15 protein-coding genes are annotated in these 22,513 nt (G+C 39.6%); 5 read left to right on the top strand and 10 right to left on the bottom strand.

Annotated features, from left to right (window positions below):
* The first annotated feature begins 53 nt into the window (after positions 1-53).
* Together K348_RS0111205 and K348_RS0111210 are read left to right on the top strand one after the other, a co-directional pair.
* Positions 54-2,099: a beta-L-arabinofuranosidase domain-containing protein gene (locus tag K348_RS0111205; RefSeq protein ID WP_029905046.1), complete on the top strand. Its 2,046-nt coding sequence runs from the start codon at positions 54-56 to the stop codon at positions 2,097-2,099.
* Between the two features lie 278 nt (positions 2,100-2,377).
* Entirely contained in the window at positions 2,378-4,429 is a 2,052-nt protein-coding gene (locus K348_RS0111210; protein ID WP_029905047.1) for a beta-L-arabinofuranosidase domain-containing protein, read from the top strand.
* Between the two features lie 171 nt (positions 4,430-4,600).
* Here the strand turns inward: K348_RS0111210 and K348_RS0111215 are convergent, their stop codons facing one another.
* The 7 genes from K348_RS0111215 to ftsH all read right to left on the bottom strand — a co-directional run bounded on the left by K348_RS0111215 (position 4,601) and on the right by ftsH (position 14,915).
* On the bottom strand, positions 4,601-5,080 hold the full coding sequence (locus K348_RS0111215; protein WP_029905048.1) for a hypothetical protein: 480 nt from the start codon (positions 5,078-5,080) through the stop codon (positions 4,601-4,603).
* A gap of 104 nt (positions 5,081-5,184) precedes the next feature.
* On the bottom strand, positions 5,185-6,291 hold the full coding sequence (locus K348_RS0111220; protein WP_029905049.1) for a DUF5007 domain-containing protein: 1,107 nt from the start codon (positions 6,289-6,291) through the stop codon (positions 5,185-5,187).
* Positions 6,292-6,309: 18 nt separating this feature from the next.
* Positions 6,310-7,086, bottom strand: coding sequence for a hypothetical protein (locus K348_RS0111225; RefSeq protein WP_156032863.1), 777 nt, complete (start codon positions 7,084-7,086; stop codon positions 6,310-6,312).
* An 11-nt stretch (positions 7,087-7,097) separates the two neighbouring features.
* A complete protein-coding gene (locus K348_RS0111230) occupies positions 7,098-8,714 on the bottom strand; it encodes a RagB/SusD family nutrient uptake outer membrane protein (protein ID WP_029905051.1) in 1,617 nt (538 codons plus the stop codon).
* Positions 8,715-8,731: 17 nt separating this feature from the next.
* A complete protein-coding gene (locus K348_RS0111235; protein ID WP_081852559.1) occupies positions 8,732-12,055 on the bottom strand; it encodes a SusC/RagA family TonB-linked outer membrane protein in 3,324 nt (1,107 codons plus the stop codon).
* Positions 12,056-12,448: 393 nt separating this feature from the next.
* On the bottom strand, positions 12,449-13,021 hold the full coding sequence (locus K348_RS0111240) for an HdeD family acid-resistance protein (RefSeq protein WP_029905053.1): 573 nt from the start codon (positions 13,019-13,021) through the stop codon (positions 12,449-12,451).
* 28 nt (positions 13,022-13,049) lie between these two features.
* Positions 13,050-14,915 carry an ATP-dependent zinc metalloprotease FtsH gene (gene ftsH, locus K348_RS0111245; protein WP_029905054.1) on the bottom strand — a complete coding sequence of 622 codons (1,866 nt, stop codon included), beginning with the start codon at positions 14,913-14,915 and terminating at the stop codon, positions 13,050-13,052.
* A gap of 164 nt (positions 14,916-15,079) precedes the next feature.
* Between ftsH and K348_RS0111250 the strand changes: the two genes are divergently transcribed.
* Complete coding sequence (locus K348_RS0111250; protein ID WP_029905055.1) at positions 15,080-15,952, top strand: AraC family transcriptional regulator; 873 nt, start codon at positions 15,080-15,082, stop codon at positions 15,950-15,952.
* On the opposite strand, the gene K348_RS0111255 is transcribed toward K348_RS0111250, so the two are convergent.
* On the bottom strand, positions 15,949-16,254 hold the full coding sequence (locus K348_RS0111255; protein WP_156032865.1) for a hypothetical protein: 306 nt from the start codon (positions 16,252-16,254) through the stop codon (positions 15,949-15,951). The genes K348_RS0111250 and K348_RS0111255 overlap by 4 nt on opposite strands.
* Positions 16,255-16,412: 158 nt before the next feature.
* On the opposite strand from K348_RS0111255, the gene K348_RS0111260 reads away from it, so the two are divergent.
* Positions 16,413-17,312 carry a TIM barrel protein gene (locus K348_RS0111260; RefSeq protein ID WP_029905057.1) on the top strand — a complete coding sequence of 300 codons (900 nt, stop codon included), beginning with the start codon at positions 16,413-16,415 and terminating at the stop codon, positions 17,310-17,312.
* A 4-nt stretch (positions 17,313-17,316) separates the two neighbouring features.
* Entirely contained in the window at positions 17,317-17,838 is a 522-nt protein-coding gene (locus tag K348_RS0111265) for a DNA-3-methyladenine glycosylase (protein WP_029905058.1), read from the top strand.
* 42 nt (positions 17,839-17,880) lie between these two features.
* On the opposite strand, the gene K348_RS0111270 is transcribed toward K348_RS0111265, so the two are convergent.
* Positions 17,881-19,290, bottom strand: a complete 1,410-nt coding sequence (locus tag K348_RS0111270; protein WP_029905059.1) for an efflux transporter outer membrane subunit — start codon at positions 19,288-19,290, stop codon at positions 17,881-17,883.
* 2 nt (positions 19,291-19,292) lie between these two features.
* A complete protein-coding gene (locus K348_RS0111275) occupies positions 19,293-22,460 on the bottom strand; it encodes an efflux RND transporter permease subunit (protein WP_029905060.1) in 3,168 nt (1,055 codons plus the stop codon).
* Positions 22,461-22,513 lie beyond the last annotated feature (53 nt).

Consider the following 22,513-nt stretch of genomic DNA (forward strand, 5'->3'; position numbering starts at 1 on the left):
GTATCAGGCATTGCCGTTAAAAAATAGACCGGACAAGTTTAATAACGACAGGTATGGAACAGAAATATAAATACATCGCATTAATTCTTCTCATTATGAGCGGTTTGCTTTCTTCCGGCATTGTTAACGGCCTGAATCCGAATAACAGACATCCTCTCATCTCCAAACCATATAACGAGTTACCTCTGGGTACAATTAAACCCAAAGGGTGGCTCAGGGAAACACTCGAACGTCAACGAAACGGCATGACTTCGCAGATGGATAAGCTCTATCCCGAAGTAATGGGTCCCCGCAACGGTTGGTTGGGCGGCGACGGAGATCAATGGGAAAGAGGACCTTACTGGATAGACGGGCTCATTCCACTGGCCTATATACTGGATGATAAGGAATTGAAAGATAAGGCTCAGCCGTGGATAGAATGGGCACTAAAGAGTCAACGGGAAGACGGTTTTTTCGGCCCTGACAAAGATTATCCTAAAGAAAGAGGTCTGCAGCGCAGCAATTCAGAGGACTGGTGGCCGCGCATGGTAGTGCTGAAATATATGAAGCAATATTATTCGGCTACAAGAGACGAGCGCATTATAGAATTTATGAAACGCTATTTCCGCTACCAGCTCAATACTCTACCTGAAAAGCCGTTGGGACACTGGACTTTCTGGGCAGAATACCGTGCCTGCGACAACCTGCAGATTGTATATTGGTTGTATAATCTTACAGGAGAAAAATATTTACTTGATTTGGGCGAACTGCTGCATAAACAAAGTTACGATTATGTAGATATGTTCCTCAACAGGGATGACCTAACACGTATAAATACAATCCACTGTGTGAATCTGGCACAGGGAATTAAAGAACCGATCATATACTATCAGCAAAATCCGGATAAGAAATATATCGACGCAGTAAAAAAGGCGTTTAAAGATATCCGTCAGTTTCACGGGCAGCCACAGGGAATGTACGGAGGGGATGAAGCCATACATGGAAATAATCCTACACAAGGCTCGGAGTTATGTGCTGCTGCCGAACTCATGTTTTCATTGGAAGAAATGAGCCAGATAACAGGCGATATTCAGTTTCTCGACCATTTGGAACGCATTGCATTCAACGCCTTGCCTACACAGATTACAGATGATTTTATGAACCGCCAGTATTTTCAGCAACCCAATCAGGTGATGATTACGCGACACATTCACAACTTCGACATAAATCATGGGGAAACAGACCTCATATACGGACTGCTCACAGGATACCCCTGCTGCACTTCGAATTTACATCAGGCATGGCCTAAATTTACCCAAAACCTATGGTACAGCACAAATGACGGAGGTCTGGCTGCACTCAATTATTCCCCTTCGGAAGTTGAAACCACGGTAGCCGAAAATATAAGGGTAAGAATGACAGAAGATACTTTTTACCCTATGGATGATAAGTTGGACTTTACATTTAATCTGTTGGATAAAAACGTAAAAGAAGTACGTTTCCCTTTTCATCTCCGGATTCCCGCATGGTGTAAATCGGGAAAAGTAACAGTTAATGGAAATCTATATAAAGAATATGAAGGTAATACAATAGCTGTTATCGACCGTAAATGGAAAGACGGAGATAAAATACAGCTTGAACTACCGATGCATATCCAAATAGAAAACTGGTATGAAAATTCCATTTCTGTAATCCGCGGGCCATTAGTGTATGCATTGAAAATAGAAGAAAAATGGGTGGAACACACGATAGATGAACCGGATAGTATCTATGGAGAAACCTATCTTGAAGTGCTTCCTCAGTCTAATTGGAATTACGGAATAATGAATTTCGATTATGATAATCCTGCCGAAGTATTCGAAGTATTTATAGATAAGGAAAAGGTAAAAAGTAACTATCCATGGTCTTTTGCCAACGCACCTATACAGTTAAAAACAAAAGCGAAGCAAATACCTTCGTGGAAATTATACAATGATATGGCGGGGCCCCTACCCTATAGCAGGATGATATACGGGCCGGGTACGAACGATATTCCGGAAGAAAAAGTAACACTTATACCCTACGGATGCACCACGCTTAGGATATCCGAATTTCCGATAATAAAAGAAAATGTGAACTAATTATCAATACTTTATCTATATAATGTAGCTGATAATAGTACTGAAAATAAGAGTAAAAAAATATGTTTTACGAAAAAGTGTATAATCCGTTACTTTTGTTACTTTTTAACAAAATGTAGTTAACAAAAATTAAAATAATTATAGTTATGAATTATAACTTATGAATTTTCTCGCTTGGACAATTGGCACATTTACATATTTACCAATTAGCATATTGTTTTCTGTTACTTTTGTTACTTTTTTTATTTTAGATGAACACATATAATAAACATAAATATATGATAACTAAAAGAATAAACCTTATTTCATTGATGCTATTAACCTGCTTGTTTGCACCCCGGTTAACGGCAGATAATAGCATTTACGGTAATATAAACTACCCGAATAACCGTTATCCGCTGATAGAAAAGCCATATATAGAACTGCCTATAGGATGTATCAGACCCGCAGGCTGGCTCGAGGAACAAATGATCCGTATGCGCACAGGACTCACTGGTAATCTCGACAAAGTATATGAAAAGGTAATGGGCAGCCGTAACGGCTGGCTTGGAGGAGACGGCGACGTTTGGGAACGCGGCCCTTACTGGATAGACGGGCTTCTGCCCCTCGCCTACTCATTGAACGATGAGGCATTGAAAGCAAAAGTACAGCCTTGGATAGAATGGACGCTGTCGTCACAAAAAGAGAACGGATTTTTTGGTCCGGATACCGACCGTCCTGCAGAGTCGGGGTTGCAACGCAACAATTCGCATGACTGGTGGCCGCGCATGGTAGTTCTGAAAGTGATGCAGCAATACTATTCTGCTACGGGAGATCAGAGAGTCATAGATTTTTTGACTAAATATTTTAAATACCAGCTTGAAAAGTTGCCTGACACACCGCTCGATAACTGGACATTCTGGGGTAAGCAACGCGGCGGGGATAACCTGATGGTGGTATATTGGCTGTACAATATTACTGGGGATAAATTCCTGCTCGATCTGGGCGAATTAATCCATAAGCAGACACTCGACTGGACAGATATATTCCTACACCAGGATCATCTGAAACGGCCTTACAGCCTGCATTGTGTGAATCTGGCTCAGGGATTTAAAGAGCCTGTGATCTATTACCAGCAGAATAAAGATATTAAACAGATTTCATCTGTAAAAAAAGCCGTCAACGATATACGTAATACAATCGGTTATCCCACCGGATTGTGGGCGGGAGATGAATTATTGAGGTTCGGTAGTCCGACGCAAGGGTCGGAACTATGCACTGCCGTGGAAATGATGTTCTCACTGGAGAAAATGCTGGAGATAACAGGTGATGTACAATGGGCCGATCATCTGGAACGTGTGTCGTACAATGCTCTACCGACCCAGATAACAGATAATTTCGATGCAAGGCAATACTATCAGCAACTTAACCAGATTGAGATTTCGCGACATAAGCGCAACTTCGTTACAGCATACGAAGGAACAGATCAACTGATGGGTGAACTTACCGGCTACCCTTGTTGTACATCGAATATGCATCAGGGATGGCCTAAATTCATGCAAAACTTATTCTATGCGACCAATGATAACGGAATTGCGGCGCTTGTGTATGCTCCTGCAAAAGTGAGGATGAAAGTTGCAAACAATATCGTTGTGAATGTAGAAGAAACGACCAATTATCCTTTTGATGAAGCGGTAACTTTCAATTTGGCTTTTGAAGATAAGAAAGTAAAATCTGCCTTTTTTCCTATGCATCTGAGGATACCAGCATGGTGCACGAATGCCAGTATAACTATTAATGGAAATCCTGTAACTGAAGAAATAATTGCAGGGGAGATTGTCAAGATTAATCGCGATTGGAAATCCGGCGACAAAGTAGTATTGCATTTACCAATGAAAGTAGATATTAGCAGATGGTACGAAAACTCAGTGGTAGTAGAAAGAGGACCGCTCATTTACGCTTTGAAAATGAATGAGAACTGGCAAAGAGTTGCTGACGACAGAAAATATGGTGACCGTTTCGGCGACTGGTATTACGAGGTGAAATCTGATTCGCCATGGAATTACTGCCTGATTGAAGAGCATGTAAAGAAAGAGAATATAGAGAAGTATTTTGTCGTGGAAAAGTCCGGCAATATGGCAAAATATCCATGGACACTGACAGGTTCATCTGTTACGATAAAAGCGAAAGGTAAACGTCTGCCTGCGTGGATAAAATATGACGGTTCGGCAGGTCCACAACCTTTCAGTTCGCAATATCAGGCTGAAACAGGCCCGGAAGAAACTATAGAACTCATCCCCTACGGATGTACAACACTACGTATAACAGAATTCCCCGTTACCAGAAAATAAGTATTACGATTCATAGAGCACTACGATTAACAGGTTTAAACAAGTGGTAATAAGGGATATTATGCGGGCTTCTTTGTGTTAAGAGGCCCGTTTTCTTTCTCCTACTACAAAAGAAAAAAGGCAGAATCGATATTCCGCCTTATTTTTCTAAGTACTGAATTGATAATGGGATTAAGGAATAGGTGTTCTGAAAGTAGTGAAAGTTCCTGCAGCTACCTTATTATGAGTTGGGCAATATATGAATGCTTCTACATAACCCTCCTCTTCCGGCATAAAATGAGGGAATTTTATCACGAAATTATTATTCCCTTTATATACAGTCTCTTCTCGGGAATATTGTTGAAGCTGAATAGTATATTTTAAAATCATCTTTACAGAAGATATTGATGATTCATTCCAATTCCAAAAACAGTTTACATTCATTTGTGTATTATATATCTGGCTACAAGACACAAAACCTGAAGCAGCATTACATATACAATTTGTAGCATTGTTATGGGAACTTACATGCGAACATTGTGCTTCATGGGATGCAGAATCGTTCAAAGTTATTAACTCACCCTGTTCCTTATCTTTATCATAACCGGCGCTTGCCTGAAATGAACATAAAAAAACGGACAACACCAATACTAAAAGTCTCATACTTTTCATAATCTGTTTGTTTTTTTAAGATTAATATAACTACACAAAACAATTAAAATATATGATAGAATTCAGCCCGAATCTGGTTAGATTCGGGCTGAAATATATTATGTTTAGAAAGTTCCGTCAACCGAAGTATATGGCACAACACATGATATTTCCCACGTTCCTCCTTCGTAAAAAGTTATCTTCGACCTGATTCTTACAAACCATGCAGAAGCATCTGCCCAATCATTGGCCGGCCACGCATCAGGAGCTACCAAGCTTGGCAAACTACCTGCACGGAAAGCAGTCGACATTCCGGCCAGATCAATAGTGCTCATATCTGTAAAAGTAGGCCCCTTCAGATACGACATGAAGTTTACATCTACCGGCCACGGTGTAGTCGGGAATTCCATTATCATACCTTCCGGAGTATTCTGCCTGTTAATCGACTGATCGATATAACTATAAGTTCCGGCAGCATAGGTCGCATAATCTGCAGCATTGAATATTTTACCCTTACTGTCAACCAGTTTGAAGATTACCTTTATACCGATCTCCGGTTCATTGGATATTTTATGTATACGAGCAAATTCTTTCCCATTATCGGCATATATATTATCCCTACGGGTAACAAAGTCCGGCTGATCTCCATTAATTATATCATAAAGAGCAAAGTTATTTCCTCCGTCTTTGACAATGGAAATACCATTAATCACTTCGTTCAATACAAACGCTCGGCTATCAGAGGTTAGCTTTAATATGGCATAATCGGGATAAACTTTCGATCCACTTGAATTGGTTACCCTTACATCTACATGAAATACATCGCCCGGACCTGTCAGGTTAGTCGTAGTCTCTAAATACTGAAGCTGCCCGTTTGTAGGATTGATCATAAAGCAAGGCAGTAATCTGTCCTCTAGTTTGGCCATAATAGCTTCTTCCGTTTTATCGGTAAGGAAGTCGTAAGGTTTAATCCATGCACGATACATATAATCCTTAAAGAATTGGTCGGAACGGTTTCCTGATTTATCACGGACATTTTCGATGCTAAAAATACAAGGGATGGACGAATTATCCAGCCATGCATAATCAGTCTGTCCTTTTCCGCCGATAGGTAAATAAAGAGTATCGCCTCCTTTCAGATATATATCGTCACTTAAGAATCCGATTGAATCAGATCCTTCATAGCAGGAAGCCATAAATAAGAATAGCAGTAAATAGATATATTTATTCATAGTAATCGGTTTTTAAAGTTATAATTTATCGTCAGTTGTTGATCCAAAGAAGAATAACGAATGATAATACGCATGGTCTGAAAAACTATTATCGCCCTGATACAATACATGGACTACTCCATTCGTGGTCAATATGTCCGACACATACATACGATATACCTGATCGCATTCGGGATTATTGTACTGGCCATCCATCTTAGTACGTTCATTAGCTGTCCATTCCCAGTTATCACCCCTTTTGAAATGCACATGTATTATATAAGGGACTTCCTCCATAAAGTTCGAGTATTGGTAGCCATCTCCTGGCCTTCCAGCTCCATCCCACGCTGCTCCTGGATCGGTATTAGTCCTGTCTATGCTGATAAATACTTCTGTACCGTCATGTGCTACTACTTGCTTCCCTTCTTTAGGGATAGTTTCTCTCCAAAGCTTTCCGGGAAGAATGTATGCTCCCATTTTCTTCAATTCTTCTGCAGTAATATCATCAATAGTTACCGGCGATGCATTCGGGTCGATGCGTAATGCCTGATTATAGCGACGCCGTAAATATCGGTTAACCGACCATTGATTTGGGGCAACGATAGTAACATCTCCATTTACCACATCTTTCAACCCGGCTCTCTCAAATAATGTAGCTACCGTTTGAGTTTCTTCCATACGGCTCAAAAGCTCAAAAGTGGAGATATCCATCCTGTTGGTTTCGTTTATTTCACCACCAATGATATAATCATCACTACATGAAATAAAAACCGTAGCCATTAAGGCAATGATGCCTGTATATATATACTTTTTCATAATATTATTTTTTACCATTTTGTTTTACCATTCCAATATGGGGTTTGAGATACCTGCTTATTTGAAGTCAGGATATAGCTGGATACCGGCCAATAATAACCTTGCTGATCATATCTGGCTTTCTCCATTACTTGCTGGTTAGGGAAATAATTATTCCTCACCATATCGAAGAAAAGGTGTCCTTCTCCAAACAGTTCGCATATACGTTGCTGCAAGACTTCTTTCAATAAATCGCTTCCTGAATATGCTCCAAGGCCCGCTCTGCTTCTAATCTCATTCACTATAGGCAATGCTTTTCCCTGCTGATTTATTTTGCAATAAGCTTCGGCCAAAAGCAAACTTACATCTGTATATCTGAATACAGGGATATTAGCTTCGGCAAAATAAGCAATGTACTCATTCCATGCGCGCATAGGATCAACTGTAACCATATTGTATTTTTGCATCCATGTTACAAGATTCCTGTCGGTAGAAGTCTGGCTCACATCACTAAACGGATCTTCGTATGGAGAGTCCCATACTTTGAAGAACAGGTTAGCCCTTACATCACCTTTACCTGTATTTATATCATATTCGGGATACATCAGTGATTTCTGAGACTTAGGTATAAAATTGATATAAGATGCCCTATCTTTAGTTTCATCATTATCTAATGGAACCAGTTTACATGTAAATGATTCTACACCGCTTCTGTCCACACGGTAAGATTCATTCTGGTCGTAAGATATGTTGAGTTCGAAAACGGCTTCGGTCGAACCTCCTTTATAGAGTTTTTCAATAGCGTCTTCTCTCGTATAGTCTACATAGCTGTAATTACCGTTCGTGCGCAAAGATTCCAGCGCAGTAATAGCAGCTGTAAGGTATTGGTCTTTGTCTGCCAGACCGTCACGTTGAGCAAGGAAATGCATCCACATATTAGCATGTCCGGCAAGAGCTTCGGCAGAAGCCTTATTGGCTCTTATTCCCCAGCCTTCATCACCCGGTGAAGAGTATTTCAATTTGCTTACTGCATTGTTGACATCCGAAAGTACATTTCCTGCAATCTCGATATCTTTGGTTCTGGCTCTCATTATAGGTGTGAGATCACCATCGATAACCTGAGTAGAAGATTCGATCGCTTCGCTTATATATGGTGCATTGCCCCATATTCTTAGTATATTGAAATATACTAACGCCCGTAAAAAATAGGCCTCGCCCAGCAATTTGTCTTTGCCTCCTTCGCTGAATTTATCTTCCGGTATTTCGTCTATTTTTGCTATCACAAGGTTTGCCTGAGCAATAACTTTATAAAAATTAGACCAGTCGGCATAATCTTCAAGGCCGCCCCATGATTTTTGATCGCTGGATACAGAAGAAAAATCTCCCGGTCTGTATAGTGCATCAGGGGAACCGCCGTTCCATCCTTTTTTCAGGAATCCGGTTGTAGCATCCCCACGTTGATACCAGTTTTTAGAATCTATCATCAATGCGCGATAAAGGGCATATGTTCCCAAAAGTCCGATTTCGGCATCGCTTTGCTTTTTCCAGAACACTTCATTATAAACCAGATTTATTTGTTCCGGTTCCAGAAAGTCGTCGCATCCGTGTAAGAATGGAAGACATAATAATATGATTAGTATCTTTTTCATCAGAATATGATTTATTATTAGTATTGAAATTGAATACCGAAAAGAAAAGTAGAAGAAAGAGGATATCCCGATCCGTTGTAATATCCGAGTTTTGAAACCTGACGAGGATCAAAAACTCCCGACTCTTTCCACATACATACATTCCGTGCAGTTCCATATACGTTTACACCCCGAAGGCCTATTTTCGATACGTATTTATCAGGCAGATTGTATGACAATGTAATATTATCCAGACTCCAGTAATCTCCTTTTTCGATAAACATGGATGATCTGCGGAAAGCCCTCACCGATCCTCCGTCGGAATATCCGAGATAAATCATCGGATAGTAAGAACCATCTCCCGGTCTTTCCCAGAACTTTTTGCTGTCGAATTTATATAGAGCAGAGTTAAAGAACTGATCGATATTGTCGAATTTGGTCAATTGTTCCTGTAAAGTTGTATTGAAAATATGATGACCGAAAGCAAAAGAAGATTGTACACGAAGCGATAAATTCTTAAAACGGATAGTCGTATGTAATCCACCCATCACTTTTGGTTCCGGAGATTTATCGTCTATAATCTTCTTGTCATTCCCATAATCACCGGCATCTATCATATAATCACCATTCACGTCTGTAAATAATGGCATACCTGGGAATATACGGCCCTGAAGACCTAATGCCAGTCCTGCATCACCCCAGAGATACTTCATTGCTTCACCCGTCATGGGATTTACCGGAAGGTCATCGAACGAATCTAAAGTTCCTGCATATTCATATGTATAATACTGGAATGCCGGGCGACCAACCACGAAAGCATAGTCACCACTTATATAATCGCGGCCTCCATTTCCAAGTTTAGCAACTTTAGATTTATTCTTCGCTAGATTCAACGTCCATTCCCACTGGAAGTCACTCTGACGTGGGAAGAGATAGCCCGTAATACCTAGCTCAAAGCCATTGTTGACCATGTCTACAAGATTTGAACGTAGGGAATTATAACCTACATATGGTGCGAGATTAGATGTGTACACCAAACCCGCCAGATACTTGGAATATATGTCTCCTGTTATAAATAATCTTCTATTGAATAATTCCAAATCGATACCATAGTTCAGTTCTTTCGACTTATTCCATGACAGGTCTTTATTGGCAACCCTATCGAAATTACTTACAAGAAGGGATTTTCCCCCGTACGTTTTCACATCCATTTTATTCTTATAGAAATCGTACATTCCGGCTCCTATATTGCTTATAGGCTCAAGCGAATTGTATTGCAATAACGGGTCTCCATCAACCGATCCGGATTTACCCCATGAAAAACGCAGCTTACCAAAGTCGAGCCAACTGGAAAGCCCCTCCATCCATGGTTCTTTGGAGAATGCCCAGTGTACTTTTACAGAAGGGAAAGTGGCCCATTTATTATTGGCTCCAAAACGGGATGAAGCATCGCGACGGACTACACCTTCCACTTTATATCTGTTTTCTTTGTAGCCGTACGAAAGCATTCCGAAATAGGATAGCATATTAGTAGTTACCTTATTCGAGAAGCCTTTTGTATTCTCGCTCTTATAACCCTGTATCACTTTCATGTAATCGGATGGACCGTCGAAAACTTCCGTCCATGTACGTTGCTGTGTATTCGTATTGATCTCAGCTGCTAATAATCCTACAATTGAATGGTCTTCGCCGAAATCCTTATAGTAATTCAATACTGTATTTGCCAATACAGTAGACATCGTAGATGATTCGGAGTTGGCAAAGCTCTTGTTGTCCGATCTCGCTGTAGATGGTATAAAATAGTCGTTATTAGTAAAAAGCAAAGACAAGGAAGCCTGACTGTTCAATGACAGGTTTTCGGAGAAATTTATCCGCAAAGCGTCACTGATAGTCAAGTCATGCGTCTTATCTTTATTATATATCTCACCAAGCTCACCCGACATTCTGTCCAATTCTTCAGTTGTACGGGAGAATAAAGAAGACGGTAGATTAGTCGGACTGGATGGCATCGCTTTCAGGAAATTCTTCTCTGAATTGCTGAGACTTTCTTTCAATCCGCCCTTTCTGTCCAGATAGCTGTAACGCATCTGGAATTCGTTATGAAAATACTTATTGATATCATTAATCAAGCTTGCATTAATGGATGTACGCGAGAAACCATAACCAACCAATACCCCATCTTCTTTATAATGTCCTATACCTACACGGTAAGAGTTACTTTCTCCACCACCGTCTATGCTGACATCGTAGTTCTGAGTGAAACCACTCCGATAAAACATATCCTGAAAGTCGTAAGCATTGTTGAATGCAGGATTGTACTTATCCGTAAGTACCGATGGTAATGCATATCCCATTATTTCATATCCATTTCGCACATCGACCCATGCCTGCTCTCCAAACAGGTTTGTCAATGTCCTCTTGAAATAATTAAGCTTCTCCTGTCTCTCGGCCTCACCTATATATACTTCCATTTTTTCAGGTGTTGTTATAACCCCCAGTGTTACGCTGGCATTTACACGGGCTTTCCCGCTGGTCCCTTTTTTTGTAGTCACAATGATTACACCATTGGCACCGCGAGAACCGTAAATAGCTGTAGCTGCTGCATCTTTCAGGATATCTATAGACTGGATATCATTAGGGTTAAGGCTGGATAGATAATCGTTCATTGTAGCTCCAAATCCGGCTACATCCTGTAAAGACATAGGCACTCCGTCGACTATATACAACGGATTACTCAATCCTCCCAATCCGTCGCTGGAAGAAAGTGAAGTATTACCACGGATAACCAATCCGCCGCCTGCACCACCCGGAATACCGCTACGTATTACCGTTTGCAGTCCGGGAGCTTGTCCGGCAAGCAAAGTACTGAGCGATGCTGTCGGATTCTGTTCGATAGATTTCATGTCGATCTTGGCAACAGATGCCGATACATCGCGTCTCCTCTGGGTAGTATAACCCATTACGACTACTTCGTCGAGCGTATTATTGTCTACCATTGTGACAAGAATTTCTTTCCGGTTGTTAATCGCAATCTCCTGTTTTACAAATCCTACATATGAAAAAATCAATGTAGCATCAGCAGGGGCTGTAATTTCATACTGACCGTCTGCATCGGTTGTAGTTGCAGTATTTGTTCCTTTAATTTGAACAACCACTCCAACTAACGGATCTCCATTTGAATCTTTTACATGACCTGTCACCTTAGAGGTTTGTTGTACAATACCTAGTTCGGCAGGTAGATTCTCGGCAAACATAGAGGTATATGAGGATATGGTGAACAGTGCTAAAAAGATGCACGTTCTCCTTATCATTACCCAAATACCCGATTGCCCTAAACTTAGTGTTAGTTTCTTTTTCATCATAGTAATGAAATTTGAGGTTAAATCGTGTTTTTCTGTGAATAAAATAGTGAAACTCAAATATTGGGAAGTTGCACTTAGCTTCTTTTAATCAATTTCAAAAATAGATATCATCCGGGAAAGCTTACTAGTATTTTTGTATCATAAAAAAACAAAATTATATCAGATACAAAGTTTTGTGCTGTAATATTGTCTCACTTATTCTATTTAAGGCTTGCTAGATATTTAATCGTTATGAATACCAAAATACCTAATATAATTTAAATTCCAAGCTTCTCTGACTTAATTAACATAGATAATAGAAAAACCAAAAGACCAACAGACTCTTTATCACTAAAAAAACAGATCTGCCAAATTACAGACCTGTTTCAAATAAGAGTAATTCCTTATATCAATCTAATCCTTCTTAATAATATCATTTATCGATTTCAGCCTGAAAGCATATACTATCCTGAAAATACCGTATGTAAGGAAAGCAAGCGATACAAGCATAACAACAAAGATACCATTGAATATCAGGCTAAGCATATAGAAAATAGAAAACAGTATCCCTAAAATAGATAAAGCCAATAGCCATCCCCAGTTTTTCACCCCGTATTGCTGAAGTTCACAAGCAAATCCTAACGTAAGGATAGAACGGAACAGTATCCAGAAACCGATGAAATATACCAGCATTGTAGTTACTAAAGGCATCGGTAAAGAGATAAGTAATACACCTAATATAATGTCTATAATGCCTCCGGCCAATGGCCACCCCCAGTTACTCGAGGTCTTTCTGTTAGCAACAGCGTATATGATATCGATAATACCACTGATAAAGAAAGCAGCTATAAAGAAAACTGTGAGAGCAACGAGTGTTGTATCAGGTGTAACGAGCGACCATATACCCATAATAAGAGCAAATATCCCAATCAGTAATGACAGCCACCAGTATTTTGGCTTTTCTGTGTAAAAAAATCTTGTACTCATAACATTTCAATTTAATATTTATAATCGGTTAATTGTTTAGTATTCCCATAAACTCCTCTCCGGTTATAGTTTCCTTTTTGAGGAGATAATCGGTCAGTTCGTGCATTTTATCTATATTATCCCTGATAATCTGTAAAGCTTTTTCATGCCCGTCTTTTATCATCTTCAGTACTTCGCGGTCTATGCTGGCAGATGTTTCGGCAGAGCAGGCAAGCGTACTGTCGCCACCCAGATATGCATTGTTTACAGTTTCCAGAGCCATCATATCGAATTCTTCGCTCATTCCGTAGCGGGTTATCATAGCCCTAGCCAGTTTTGTAGCCTGCTCAATATCATTGGATGCACCTGTAGTAACCGTATTACAGATTATCTCTTCGGCTGCACGTCCACCTGTAAGAGTAGCTATTCGATTTAGAAGTTCGTCGCGACTCATCAAATTCTGTTCTCCTGCATCTACCTGCATGGTATATCCTAATGCTCCTGATGTACGGGGGATAATGGTAATTTTATGTACAGGTGCGGAATTCTTCTGCTTAGCAGCAACCATAGCATGCCCGATCTCGTGATAAGCAATTATCTTCTTTTCTTCATCCGATATAACCTTGCCTTTTTTCTGTGCTCCGGCAATAACCACTTCCACACTTTCTTCGAGATCGACAGTTGTAACATATTCTTTTCCTAATCTTACCGCTCTCAAAGCCGCTTCGTTAACGATATTGGCCAGTTCGGCACCGGAAGTTCCGGCTGTAGCCCGGGCAACAAGATCGAGATCAATATTCTGATGCTTAACTTTTTGCAGATGTACATTCAGAATAGCTTTCCTGCCCTCAAGATCGGGTAATTCCATTTGAATGCGCCTGTCGAAACGTCCGGGGCGCATAAGTGCATTGTCCAGGCTCTCGGGACGATTGGTAGCTGCAAGTATTACAACTCCTGTTTTACCGTCGAAACCATCCATTTCAGTTAATAACTGATTGAGAGTCTGCTCTCTTTCATCATTACCGCCGAACCTGCTGTCACGTTTCTTACCTATAGCATCTATTTCATCTATAAAGATGATACACGGTGCTTTCTCCTTTGCCTGCTTAAACAGGTCGCGAACTTTGGCTGCCCCTACTCCTACAAACATCTGCACAAACTCGGAGCCTGACATGGCAAAAAACGGAACTTTTGCCTCTCCTGCGACAGCACGAGCAATCAATGTCTTACCTGTACCCGGAGGACCTACCAGCAATGCTCCTTTAGGCAGGCTTGCTCCTATCGATGCATATTTCTGAGGATTGTGCAGGAAGTCAACTATTTCTGCTAAAGCTTCTTTTGCTTCGTCTTGTCCGGCAACATCGGCAAAAGTTGTTTTGACTTCCGATTCGGCATATATCTTAGCATTGCTCTTTCCGAACGACATCACATTATCGCCTCCACCCATGCGCTCCTGAATCATTTTCGAACCGGAACGGAATATCCAGAAAAAGATAACACCGGGTAATACCCAAAACAACAGGAAGCTGATAAAAGGAGAACTTTGCTGAGGAATAGTCTGCGTAAATTCTATCTTACCGTTTTCGTTCGGACTACGTGCTGCGAGTAATCTGTTAACTAAATCGGGATCGTCGACTGCTCCTGTCTGATAAGTCTTTTCTTCTTTATTTTCATCTAATGCGGAATAGTAGATTTTTCCTTCATCTATTTTTACCTGTTTTACATCTCCATTATCTATTTTCTTAACGAAAGTACCATAATCCGTATTGATAATTTTCTTATTAGATATATGAGGAACAACCAAGGCATTGAGTAGCATAAGGACTACCAGTACTATAAAAAAATTATAATAGGGTATGGATGAGACATTCTGTGCCGAATCTTTTTTCGGACTTTCTTTTTCTTTCTTTTCCATATAAAATATATTTTGAGTTTATTATTTCGTTAATACAAAAGTCCTGTTTTATAATTGTTTAGATGTAACTGAATTAAAGATAAAAATGTCCTTAATAACGGATTATTAAGAAAAAGTCGTATAATTGCATAATTGTTACTTCATTAACTGTCAAAACACGATTTATGGAAGAAAAGCATATAAAAATAACCTTAGATAAAGTGGATAAAAATGCAGGTGACGCCCTTTTAAAGAATTACATAATCTCGGACAGTAGCAAAATACCCGAATACATAAACATGGATGAGACATTCATCTTTGACGGTTTGATCTTAGGGGTTTGTATTAAAGGGAATGGTCATTTGAAGGTAAATCATCATCAGTATGAAATAAAAGAGGATACAATTACTTGTTTATTCCCCAACAATATAAGTAAGATGATTCAAGCTTCCGAAGACTTTCTGGTAGAACTCATGTTTTTCTCACAGGACTATATCAGTTCTCTTCCCCTGCGTATGGATAAAGATATCTTTCTTAGGATGAATGAAAATCCTGTAATAGAATTAAAGAAGGAAGTAATATATAATATCCTTGAACTGCATGCTATCATTATTAAGCAATATAATGAGAACTTGACTTTTAAGGAAGAAATCATCAAAGCCTTAATATATGCGCTGATGCTGGAGATAGCATCTTATTATAAAACTGAAAATGATAGCGATGTATTAAAAAAATCGTCCCGTGAAGATGAGTTGACAAAAAGATTTTTCGTATTGCTTATAGATAATTTCAGAACAGAGAAAAAATTATCATTCTATGCCGATAAGCTTTGCCTTACTGCCAACTATTTGTCTTCCATTATAAAAAAGGTTACGGGCAATTCTTTTCAGGAATGGATACAGATCATACTTATAACCGAGATAAAAAATCTATTGAAAACAACAGATTTATCCATTCTCCAAATTTCCGAAGACCTGAATTTTGCCAATCCCTCTTTCTTCGGACGTTTTTTTAAGCAATATACTGGAATGACTCCATTGAAATACAGGAATTCTTAATCAATATCTATAAGAAGAGACGACAACAAAGGATTATCTTTCATTTTATCAAGTGGCTCCACAGTCATTATGCCTGTCCGCTCAATAACATTACGGATATATTCTATAGGTTCGCGCATATAAACTTTTTCGACTCTTTTTGCCAATAGCCATGTTATCAGATAATTTATATTATATATCGATAAAAGTTGTTGCCCGACAGCCCTTACTAAGCTATCGTCGACATCAAATAACAAAACGGTCTTGATGCCGTCGTTTATTTCTCTATAATTTATATTATCTAAAAAAACAGCTATGCGCATATTCACTACCATTTGTGCAAAGGAGCTAAAAAAAGCTATTAATATTTATATCGAATTAACGAGAGAAATGTCCTATTTCAAGGATTAGCTTGATTATCCAATATATGGAAAACAATATAACCTAAACGACGTTATCTTAATTATATAAAAGAATAATTATGCTAAGAATAGGCGTTGGAGGCTATCCTCCTGCATACAATGAAACTTCATTCAGAAACAACAGGATGAGAATATTTGAATGGCTTCGCAGTCTCGACATCAATGCTTTTGAGGCAATGATGACATACGGGCCGCGGACTCCTGTTGCCACATGTCAGACAATGCGGCAGTTAGCTAAAGAATATGATATAAAGTTATCGGTACATGCAGCCTATTATATCGTATTAACGTCTTCTGACAAAGAAAAAGTAGGGCGTTCGATTGAGATGCTTAAAAAGACTTTCGAAATGGCAGATATAATGGGCGCTGATGTCGTAGTGCTTCATCCCGGATCGCTTTATAAAAAAACTCCGGTGGAAATAGCAGAAATATTAGAGAATAATGTCTCTGATTTCTTTAGTCAGACAGGAAAAACTAATATCGGATTGTTTCTTGAAACTGCTGGTAAAAGGGCCCAATTCGGATCGGTAGAGGAAATATTGTCTGTCACTCAAAGAATTGAAGGCGCATATCCCTGCATCGATTTCGGACATGTACATGCAAGATTAGGTGGAGGATTGGCTGATGATAATACTATAGATCAAATATTTACTATACTCGCCGACAATGGTGTATTTTCTGCGACCAACAGGGTACACTTCCATTACACACCCATACATTACGGAGCAAAAGGAGAAATACAGCACCGCAAGGTCGACGATATATACACCGAGACGGATGCTACCATTTCTTTAAATAGTGCTCAAACCGGAAATTTATACCTACCCAGATATAACCGTATCATTGAAAATCTATCGAAATTGAACAATCCGGTTACAATAATTTCAGAAACTCATAATAGTCAGGAAAAAGGGGCAATGGCTATGAGAGCATATTATAAACAATTAGGATTTAAATAGTATAATGGCAAATAAGCTTACAGAAAAATTCTTCCAGAGAGATGTACTCGATGTAGCACCGGATTTATTAGGGAAAATACTTGTACGACAGTTTGAAAATGGAGAAAAACGCCGTTACCGCATAACTGATGTAGAGGCCTATAGAGGAGAAGAAGATAAAGCCTGCCACGCTTCGAGAGGTAGGACTGCACATACAGAAGTATTATATAGCAAAGGTGGAACAATATATGTATACTTGATCTATGGCATATACTGGCTTCTGAATATTGAGACGGGAGATAAAGATTGTCCTCAGGGAGTAATGATCCGGGCTGTGGAAGGCATTTATGGGCCGGGCAGAGTAGGAAGAGCATTGAAACTGGATAAATCTTTCCGGGGTGAATCCATAGAAAAGAATGACAGGATGTGGATTGAAGATTCGGATGAGAAACCCGAATATATTACTGCTCCCCGCATAGGAATAGATTATGCACAAGAGTGGAAAGATATAGAATGGAGATTTATCGTAAAAGAAAAACCTCTGTAAAGTTTATTTACAGAAGCTTCCCTTTAACTATTTAATATATTATTATTCTACTCCTCCGCCTAATGCTTTATATAAATCTACAGAACACTGCAATTGCTCTAATCTATCATTCACACGATTAAGTTGTGCTGACAAAAGATTTTGTTCTGCATTGAGCACTTCCGTATAATTGGCATCTCCTGCCTTTAATAACTCCTGTGTAAAATAAACGGAATTTTTACAGGCTTCTATCTGTTTCTCGCGTGTATCATTCTTCTTTAAAGAGGATTCGAAAGAAAACAAAATGTCTGTTATTTCCTGGCCAGCCTGGAACACAGTCTGCTCAAATGACAATAAAGCTTCTTGCTGCTGTGCTTTTGCTATCTTTAAATTCCCTGTTAGCTGTTTTTTTGCAAAAATAGGTTGCGTAAGTCCGCCTATTACGCTCGCAAAAATATTTTCAGGCTTGAAGAAGTTCGACAAAGTGTTATTTGTTCCGAACCCTATCGTTCCTGTGCTAAGAGTAATGGACGGATAGAAACTTGCCTGTGCCACATTAGTCAGTTCGAATGCAGAACGGAAAGAAAGTTCTGCCTGCTGTACATCCGGACGCTTTGCCAGCATTTGTGCAGGTATACCATATTCAAGCTGATCAGGATATTGCTGAATCTTGATCGAAGAACGTGTAATAGTTCCCGGTTTACGGCCGAGTAAAGTACATATCGAATTTTCAAGATGCCTGATCTGGCTCTCTAAGTCGGGAATACTTGCCTGTGTACTATACAACAATGATTTACTTTGTTCTACTGCTGCACCGTTTTGTAGACCGGCTTTTTTCAAATCATCGATTGTTTGTACATTTTCTTCCAATAACTTTACTGTTTCAACCGTAATAGCCAGTTTTTCGTCCAATGCTAGTAAAGAATAGTATGATGTAGCAATATTGGCAACAAGTGATGTCTGAATCAGATTCTTATAAGCATGGCTACCGAGGAACTGAGCGTATTTCGCCTTCGATTGACTGTTGAGTTTTCCCCAGATATCCAGTTCCCAACTTGCAGATACTCCTAATGAATAATCTGTAGAATGATAACCTAGAACATCTTTTCCATTCTGTCCGTTACTTCTCCGCGAATGATTGACCTGTCCTACCAATGCCACATCGGGAAAATAAGCAGCTTTGGCCATACCGAGACTTGCTTCTGCCTGTTGTATACTGGTATATGCTATCTGCAAGTCGTAATTATTTTCTACACCCTCCTCTATTAATGCTACAAGAAAATGGTCTGTAAAATATTCTTTCCATGTAACATTTGCAATTGTAGTGGTATCGGATGAAGTCATTTCACCATATAAGTTACTTGAATTATATTCCGGTGCCTTGTATTTATTTGTTACCTGACAGGAAGGTAATCCTATCAGGGCAATAAGCCCCAATAGAATAATTCCTTTTATATATTTGTTTTTAGCCATAATTATTTTTCATTTTGCTTATTTATGAACTCATCATTTGAATTTATCATACCCGATTTACTAAATTTATCCTGTATAGATTGGAATATGATATAAAGAGAAGGTATTACCAATACTCCGATCATTGTACCTATAAACATACCACCTACAGCACTGAGCCCCATAGATCTATTACCGATTGCGCCAGCCCCTGTAGAAATTGCCAAAGGCAATAGCCCGAAAATAAAGGCAAAAGAAGTCATCAATATAGGTCTGAAACGCGCTACCGCGCCATTTACTGCGGCATCGACAATATTCATTCCCTGCTGACGGCGTTGTATGGCATACTCCACAATCAGAATAGCATTCTTTGCCAGCAATCCGATAAGCATGATCAGTGATATCTGTACATAAATATTGTTTGTAATTCCCTGACTTAATCCGAATGCAGACAGAAAGATGAATACTCCAGCCAGTCCTACAGGCAGTGAGAAAATTACTGCTAACGGTAAAATATAACTTTCGTACAAGGCACACAATAGCAGGTATACGAAGATCAGACAAAGCCCGAAGATCAATACGGTTTGACTGCTGCTTTCAGACTCTTCTCGTGTCATGCCGGAAAACTCGTAGCTATATCCTGATGGCAAAGCCTCATCTTTTATTTCTTCGATAGCTTTGATTACGTCGCCGGAGCTGAATCCGCCCTGATAGTTAGGGATAATCGTCAATTCCATAGAGGAATAGAGGTTGAATCTAGTACGTGTTTCAGGTCCCGTCACATCGGTTACTGTGATAAATTCTGTTACCGGAGCCATTTCGCCGCTTGCTGTTTTTACAAATAAGCCGTCCATATCTTCTAATTTCGAGCGATATTCGGGGGCAGCCTGCACCATTACCCTGAACTGCTTACCATACAGGTTGAAATTAGATATATACTGGCTGCCGATATAGGCCTGCAAGCTTCCCATCACATCACTCAGCGTTATACCTGCATCTTTTATCTTAGGCATATTTGCTTCGAGTTGCTTTTGAGGAAAGTTAGGATTGAATGTTGTCATAGCCATCATCACTTCTTCCCTTTGATTCATTTTTGCAAGGAAGTCATTTGTAACATCGTAAAACTTATAAATATCGCCGCCTGTTCTATCCTGCAGATTTACCGATACTCCGTTGCTCAGTCCGAAGCCCATTATAGTAGGTGTGCCGAAGAACATAAAGGTTGCATTATTTATCGATTTGGTTTTCTCTGTCATAATTGCAGCAACTTCATTTGCCGTAATCTTACGGTCATCCCAATGATCCATTTTGATAATAAGAGAGCCATACGAACTTCCCATCCCGCTCATAAAACTTATTCCGCTGATACTGCCGACATTTTTTACTTCGGGAATCTCATTCGCCAGTTCTGCAACAGCGTATACTACCGAGTCGGTTCTTTCCATAGATGATCCCGGAGGTAGTGTTATCATTCCCATAACGGCACCACTATCTTCCTGCGGAACAAATCCGGTAGGAATCATTTTCATTAATCCGAATAAGATAATCGAACTGACTGCTATAATACTGACTGTAATCCAGCGATGCCCTTTCTTACCCAAAAAGATAAGTGATTTTTTATACTTTGAGGTAGCCGCTCCAAATCCTATATTGAAAAAATAATAGAATCTTTTCAGGAAACTTTTCTTCCCATGATTTTCATCATGTGGTTTCAGGAAAAGTGCGCATAGAGCAGGGCTCAGGGTCAATGCGTTTATGGCGGAGATAAAAATAGCAACAGCCATAGTCAATCCGAATTGCTTATAAAATATACCGCTGGTTCCACCGATAAAACTTACAGGAATAAATACCGACGCCATCACCAGCGTAATAGATATAATAGCCGGAGCTATTTCTCCCATAGCTTTAATAGCTGCCTGTTTTGGGTCTTTAGCACCGCTTTCGAGTTCGGCATGTACCGCTTCGACTACCACAATGGCATCATCGACAACTATACCGATTGCGAGTACCAGAGCTGATAAAGTGAGCAGGTTGATAGAGAAGCCGAGTATCCACAGGAAGAAGAATGTGCCGACAATGGCAACCGGTACAGCTATAGCCGGTATCAGGGTGGATTTCCAATCCTGCAGGAAAACGAAAACTACAATAAAAACAAGTAAGAAAGCTTCCAAAAGAGTCGTAATCACCTTACTGATAGATGCATTTAAGAAATCACTGACATCCATAAGATATGTAAACTTCAATCCCGGAGGAAGGTCTGATTCAGCTTTATCCAATTCTGCCTTTACATCTTTGATAACCTGTGTAGCATTCGAGCCTGCTGTCTGGTTTATAGCCATCATAATAGAAGGATTACCGTCAGTTATAGTAGCTACATTGTATTGCAACGAGCCCAACTCGACATTAGCAACGTCACTCAATCTCACTATTTTCCCTTCCGATGAACGGATAATTATATCCTCAAATTCTTCTACGGAAGACAATCTTCCTGTATATTTCAATGTATACTGGAACGCCTGATTGCTGTTTTCGCCCAACTGGCCCGGAGCAGCTTCGATATTCTGATCCCTCAATGCGCTGATTACTTCATTGGTAGATATTTTGTACGAAGCCATTACATCAGGTTTTAGCCACACCCGCATCGAATAATCGTTTGCTCCATATACGGCGGCATTCCCTACTCCATACACACGTTTTATCTGAGGAATAACATTGATATTGGCATAATTCTGTAAAAACTTAGCATCATAATCCGGATTCTCCGATGTAAAAGATATCATTAATATATTACTTGTCTGCTGCTTTCTTACAGTGACTCCGGTTTGTGTTACTTCAGACGGTAATAAAGGAGTAGCCTGATTGACAAGGTTCTGTACATTAACTGTTGCCATATCGGGATTCACTCCCTGTTTGAAATAAACGGTTATGCTGGCTGAACCGGTTTCGGCAGAAGAAGTCATATAAGTCATTCCTTCCACACCGTTAATAGCTTCTTCCAGAGGCACGATAACACTGTTCATTATCACATCGGCGCTGGCTCCGCTGTAAGAGGCTTCTATTTGTACAGTGGGAGGTGCAATATCGGGATATTGCTCTATCGGCAACATATTCATTCCGATTATACCTAATACCACTATTATAATGGATATTACGGTAGATAATACGGGGCGTTCTATAAATGTTTTTAGCATATTTTCTTGTTTTTATAAGTGTAGGTTCCTTAGCCTCCTGAATAACAGGAGGT

The sequence above is a fragment of the Prevotella sp. 10(H) genome, assembly GCF_000711235.1.
Lineage (GTDB): Bacteria > Bacteroidota > Bacteroidia > Bacteroidales > Dysgonomonadaceae > Dysgonomonas.

What these genes read in the sequence shown, in the direction of transcription:
- K348_RS0111205 (WP_029905046.1), top strand. Translation starts at nt 54, where the DNA reads ATGGAACAGAAATATAAATACATCGCATTAATTCTTCTCATTATGAGC.
- K348_RS0111210 (WP_029905047.1), top strand. Translation starts at nt 2,378, where the DNA reads ATGATAACTAAAAGAATAAACCTTATTTCATTGATGCTATTAACCTGC.
- K348_RS0111215 (WP_029905048.1), bottom strand. Translation starts at nt 5,080, where the DNA reads ATGAAAAGTATGAGACTTTTAGTATTGGTGTTGTCCGTTTTTTTATGT.
- K348_RS0111220 (WP_029905049.1), bottom strand. Translation starts at nt 6,291, where the DNA reads ATGAATAAATATATCTATTTACTGCTATTCTTATTTATGGCTTCCTGC.
- K348_RS0111225 (WP_156032863.1), bottom strand. Translation starts at nt 7,086, where the DNA reads ATGAAAAAGTATATATATACAGGCATCATTGCCTTAATGGCTACGGTT.
- K348_RS0111230 (WP_029905051.1), bottom strand. Translation starts at nt 8,714, where the DNA reads ATGAAAAAGATACTAATCATATTATTATGTCTTCCATTCTTACACGGA.
- K348_RS0111235 (WP_081852559.1), bottom strand. Translation starts at nt 12,055, where the DNA reads ATGATGAAAAAGAAACTAACACTAAGTTTAGGGCAATCGGGTATTTGG.
- K348_RS0111240 (WP_029905053.1), bottom strand. Translation starts at nt 13,021, where the DNA reads ATGAGTACAAGATTTTTTTACACAGAAAAGCCAAAATACTGGTGGCTG.
- ftsH (WP_029905054.1), bottom strand. Translation starts at nt 14,915, where the DNA reads ATGGAAAAGAAAGAAAAAGAAAGTCCGAAAAAAGATTCGGCACAGAAT.
- K348_RS0111250 (WP_029905055.1), top strand. Translation starts at nt 15,080, where the DNA reads ATGGAAGAAAAGCATATAAAAATAACCTTAGATAAAGTGGATAAAAAT.
- K348_RS0111255 (WP_156032865.1), bottom strand. Translation starts at nt 16,254, where the DNA reads ATGCGCATAGCTGTTTTTTTAGATAATATAAATTATAGAGAAATAAAC.
- K348_RS0111260 (WP_029905057.1), top strand. Translation starts at nt 16,413, where the DNA reads ATGCTAAGAATAGGCGTTGGAGGCTATCCTCCTGCATACAATGAAACT.
- K348_RS0111265 (WP_029905058.1), top strand. Translation starts at nt 17,317, where the DNA reads ATGGCAAATAAGCTTACAGAAAAATTCTTCCAGAGAGATGTACTCGAT.
- K348_RS0111270 (WP_029905059.1), bottom strand. Translation starts at nt 19,290, where the DNA reads ATGGCTAAAAACAAATATATAAAAGGAATTATTCTATTGGGGCTTATT.
- K348_RS0111275 (WP_029905060.1), bottom strand. Translation starts at nt 22,460, where the DNA reads ATGCTAAAAACATTTATAGAACGCCCCGTATTATCTACCGTAATATCC.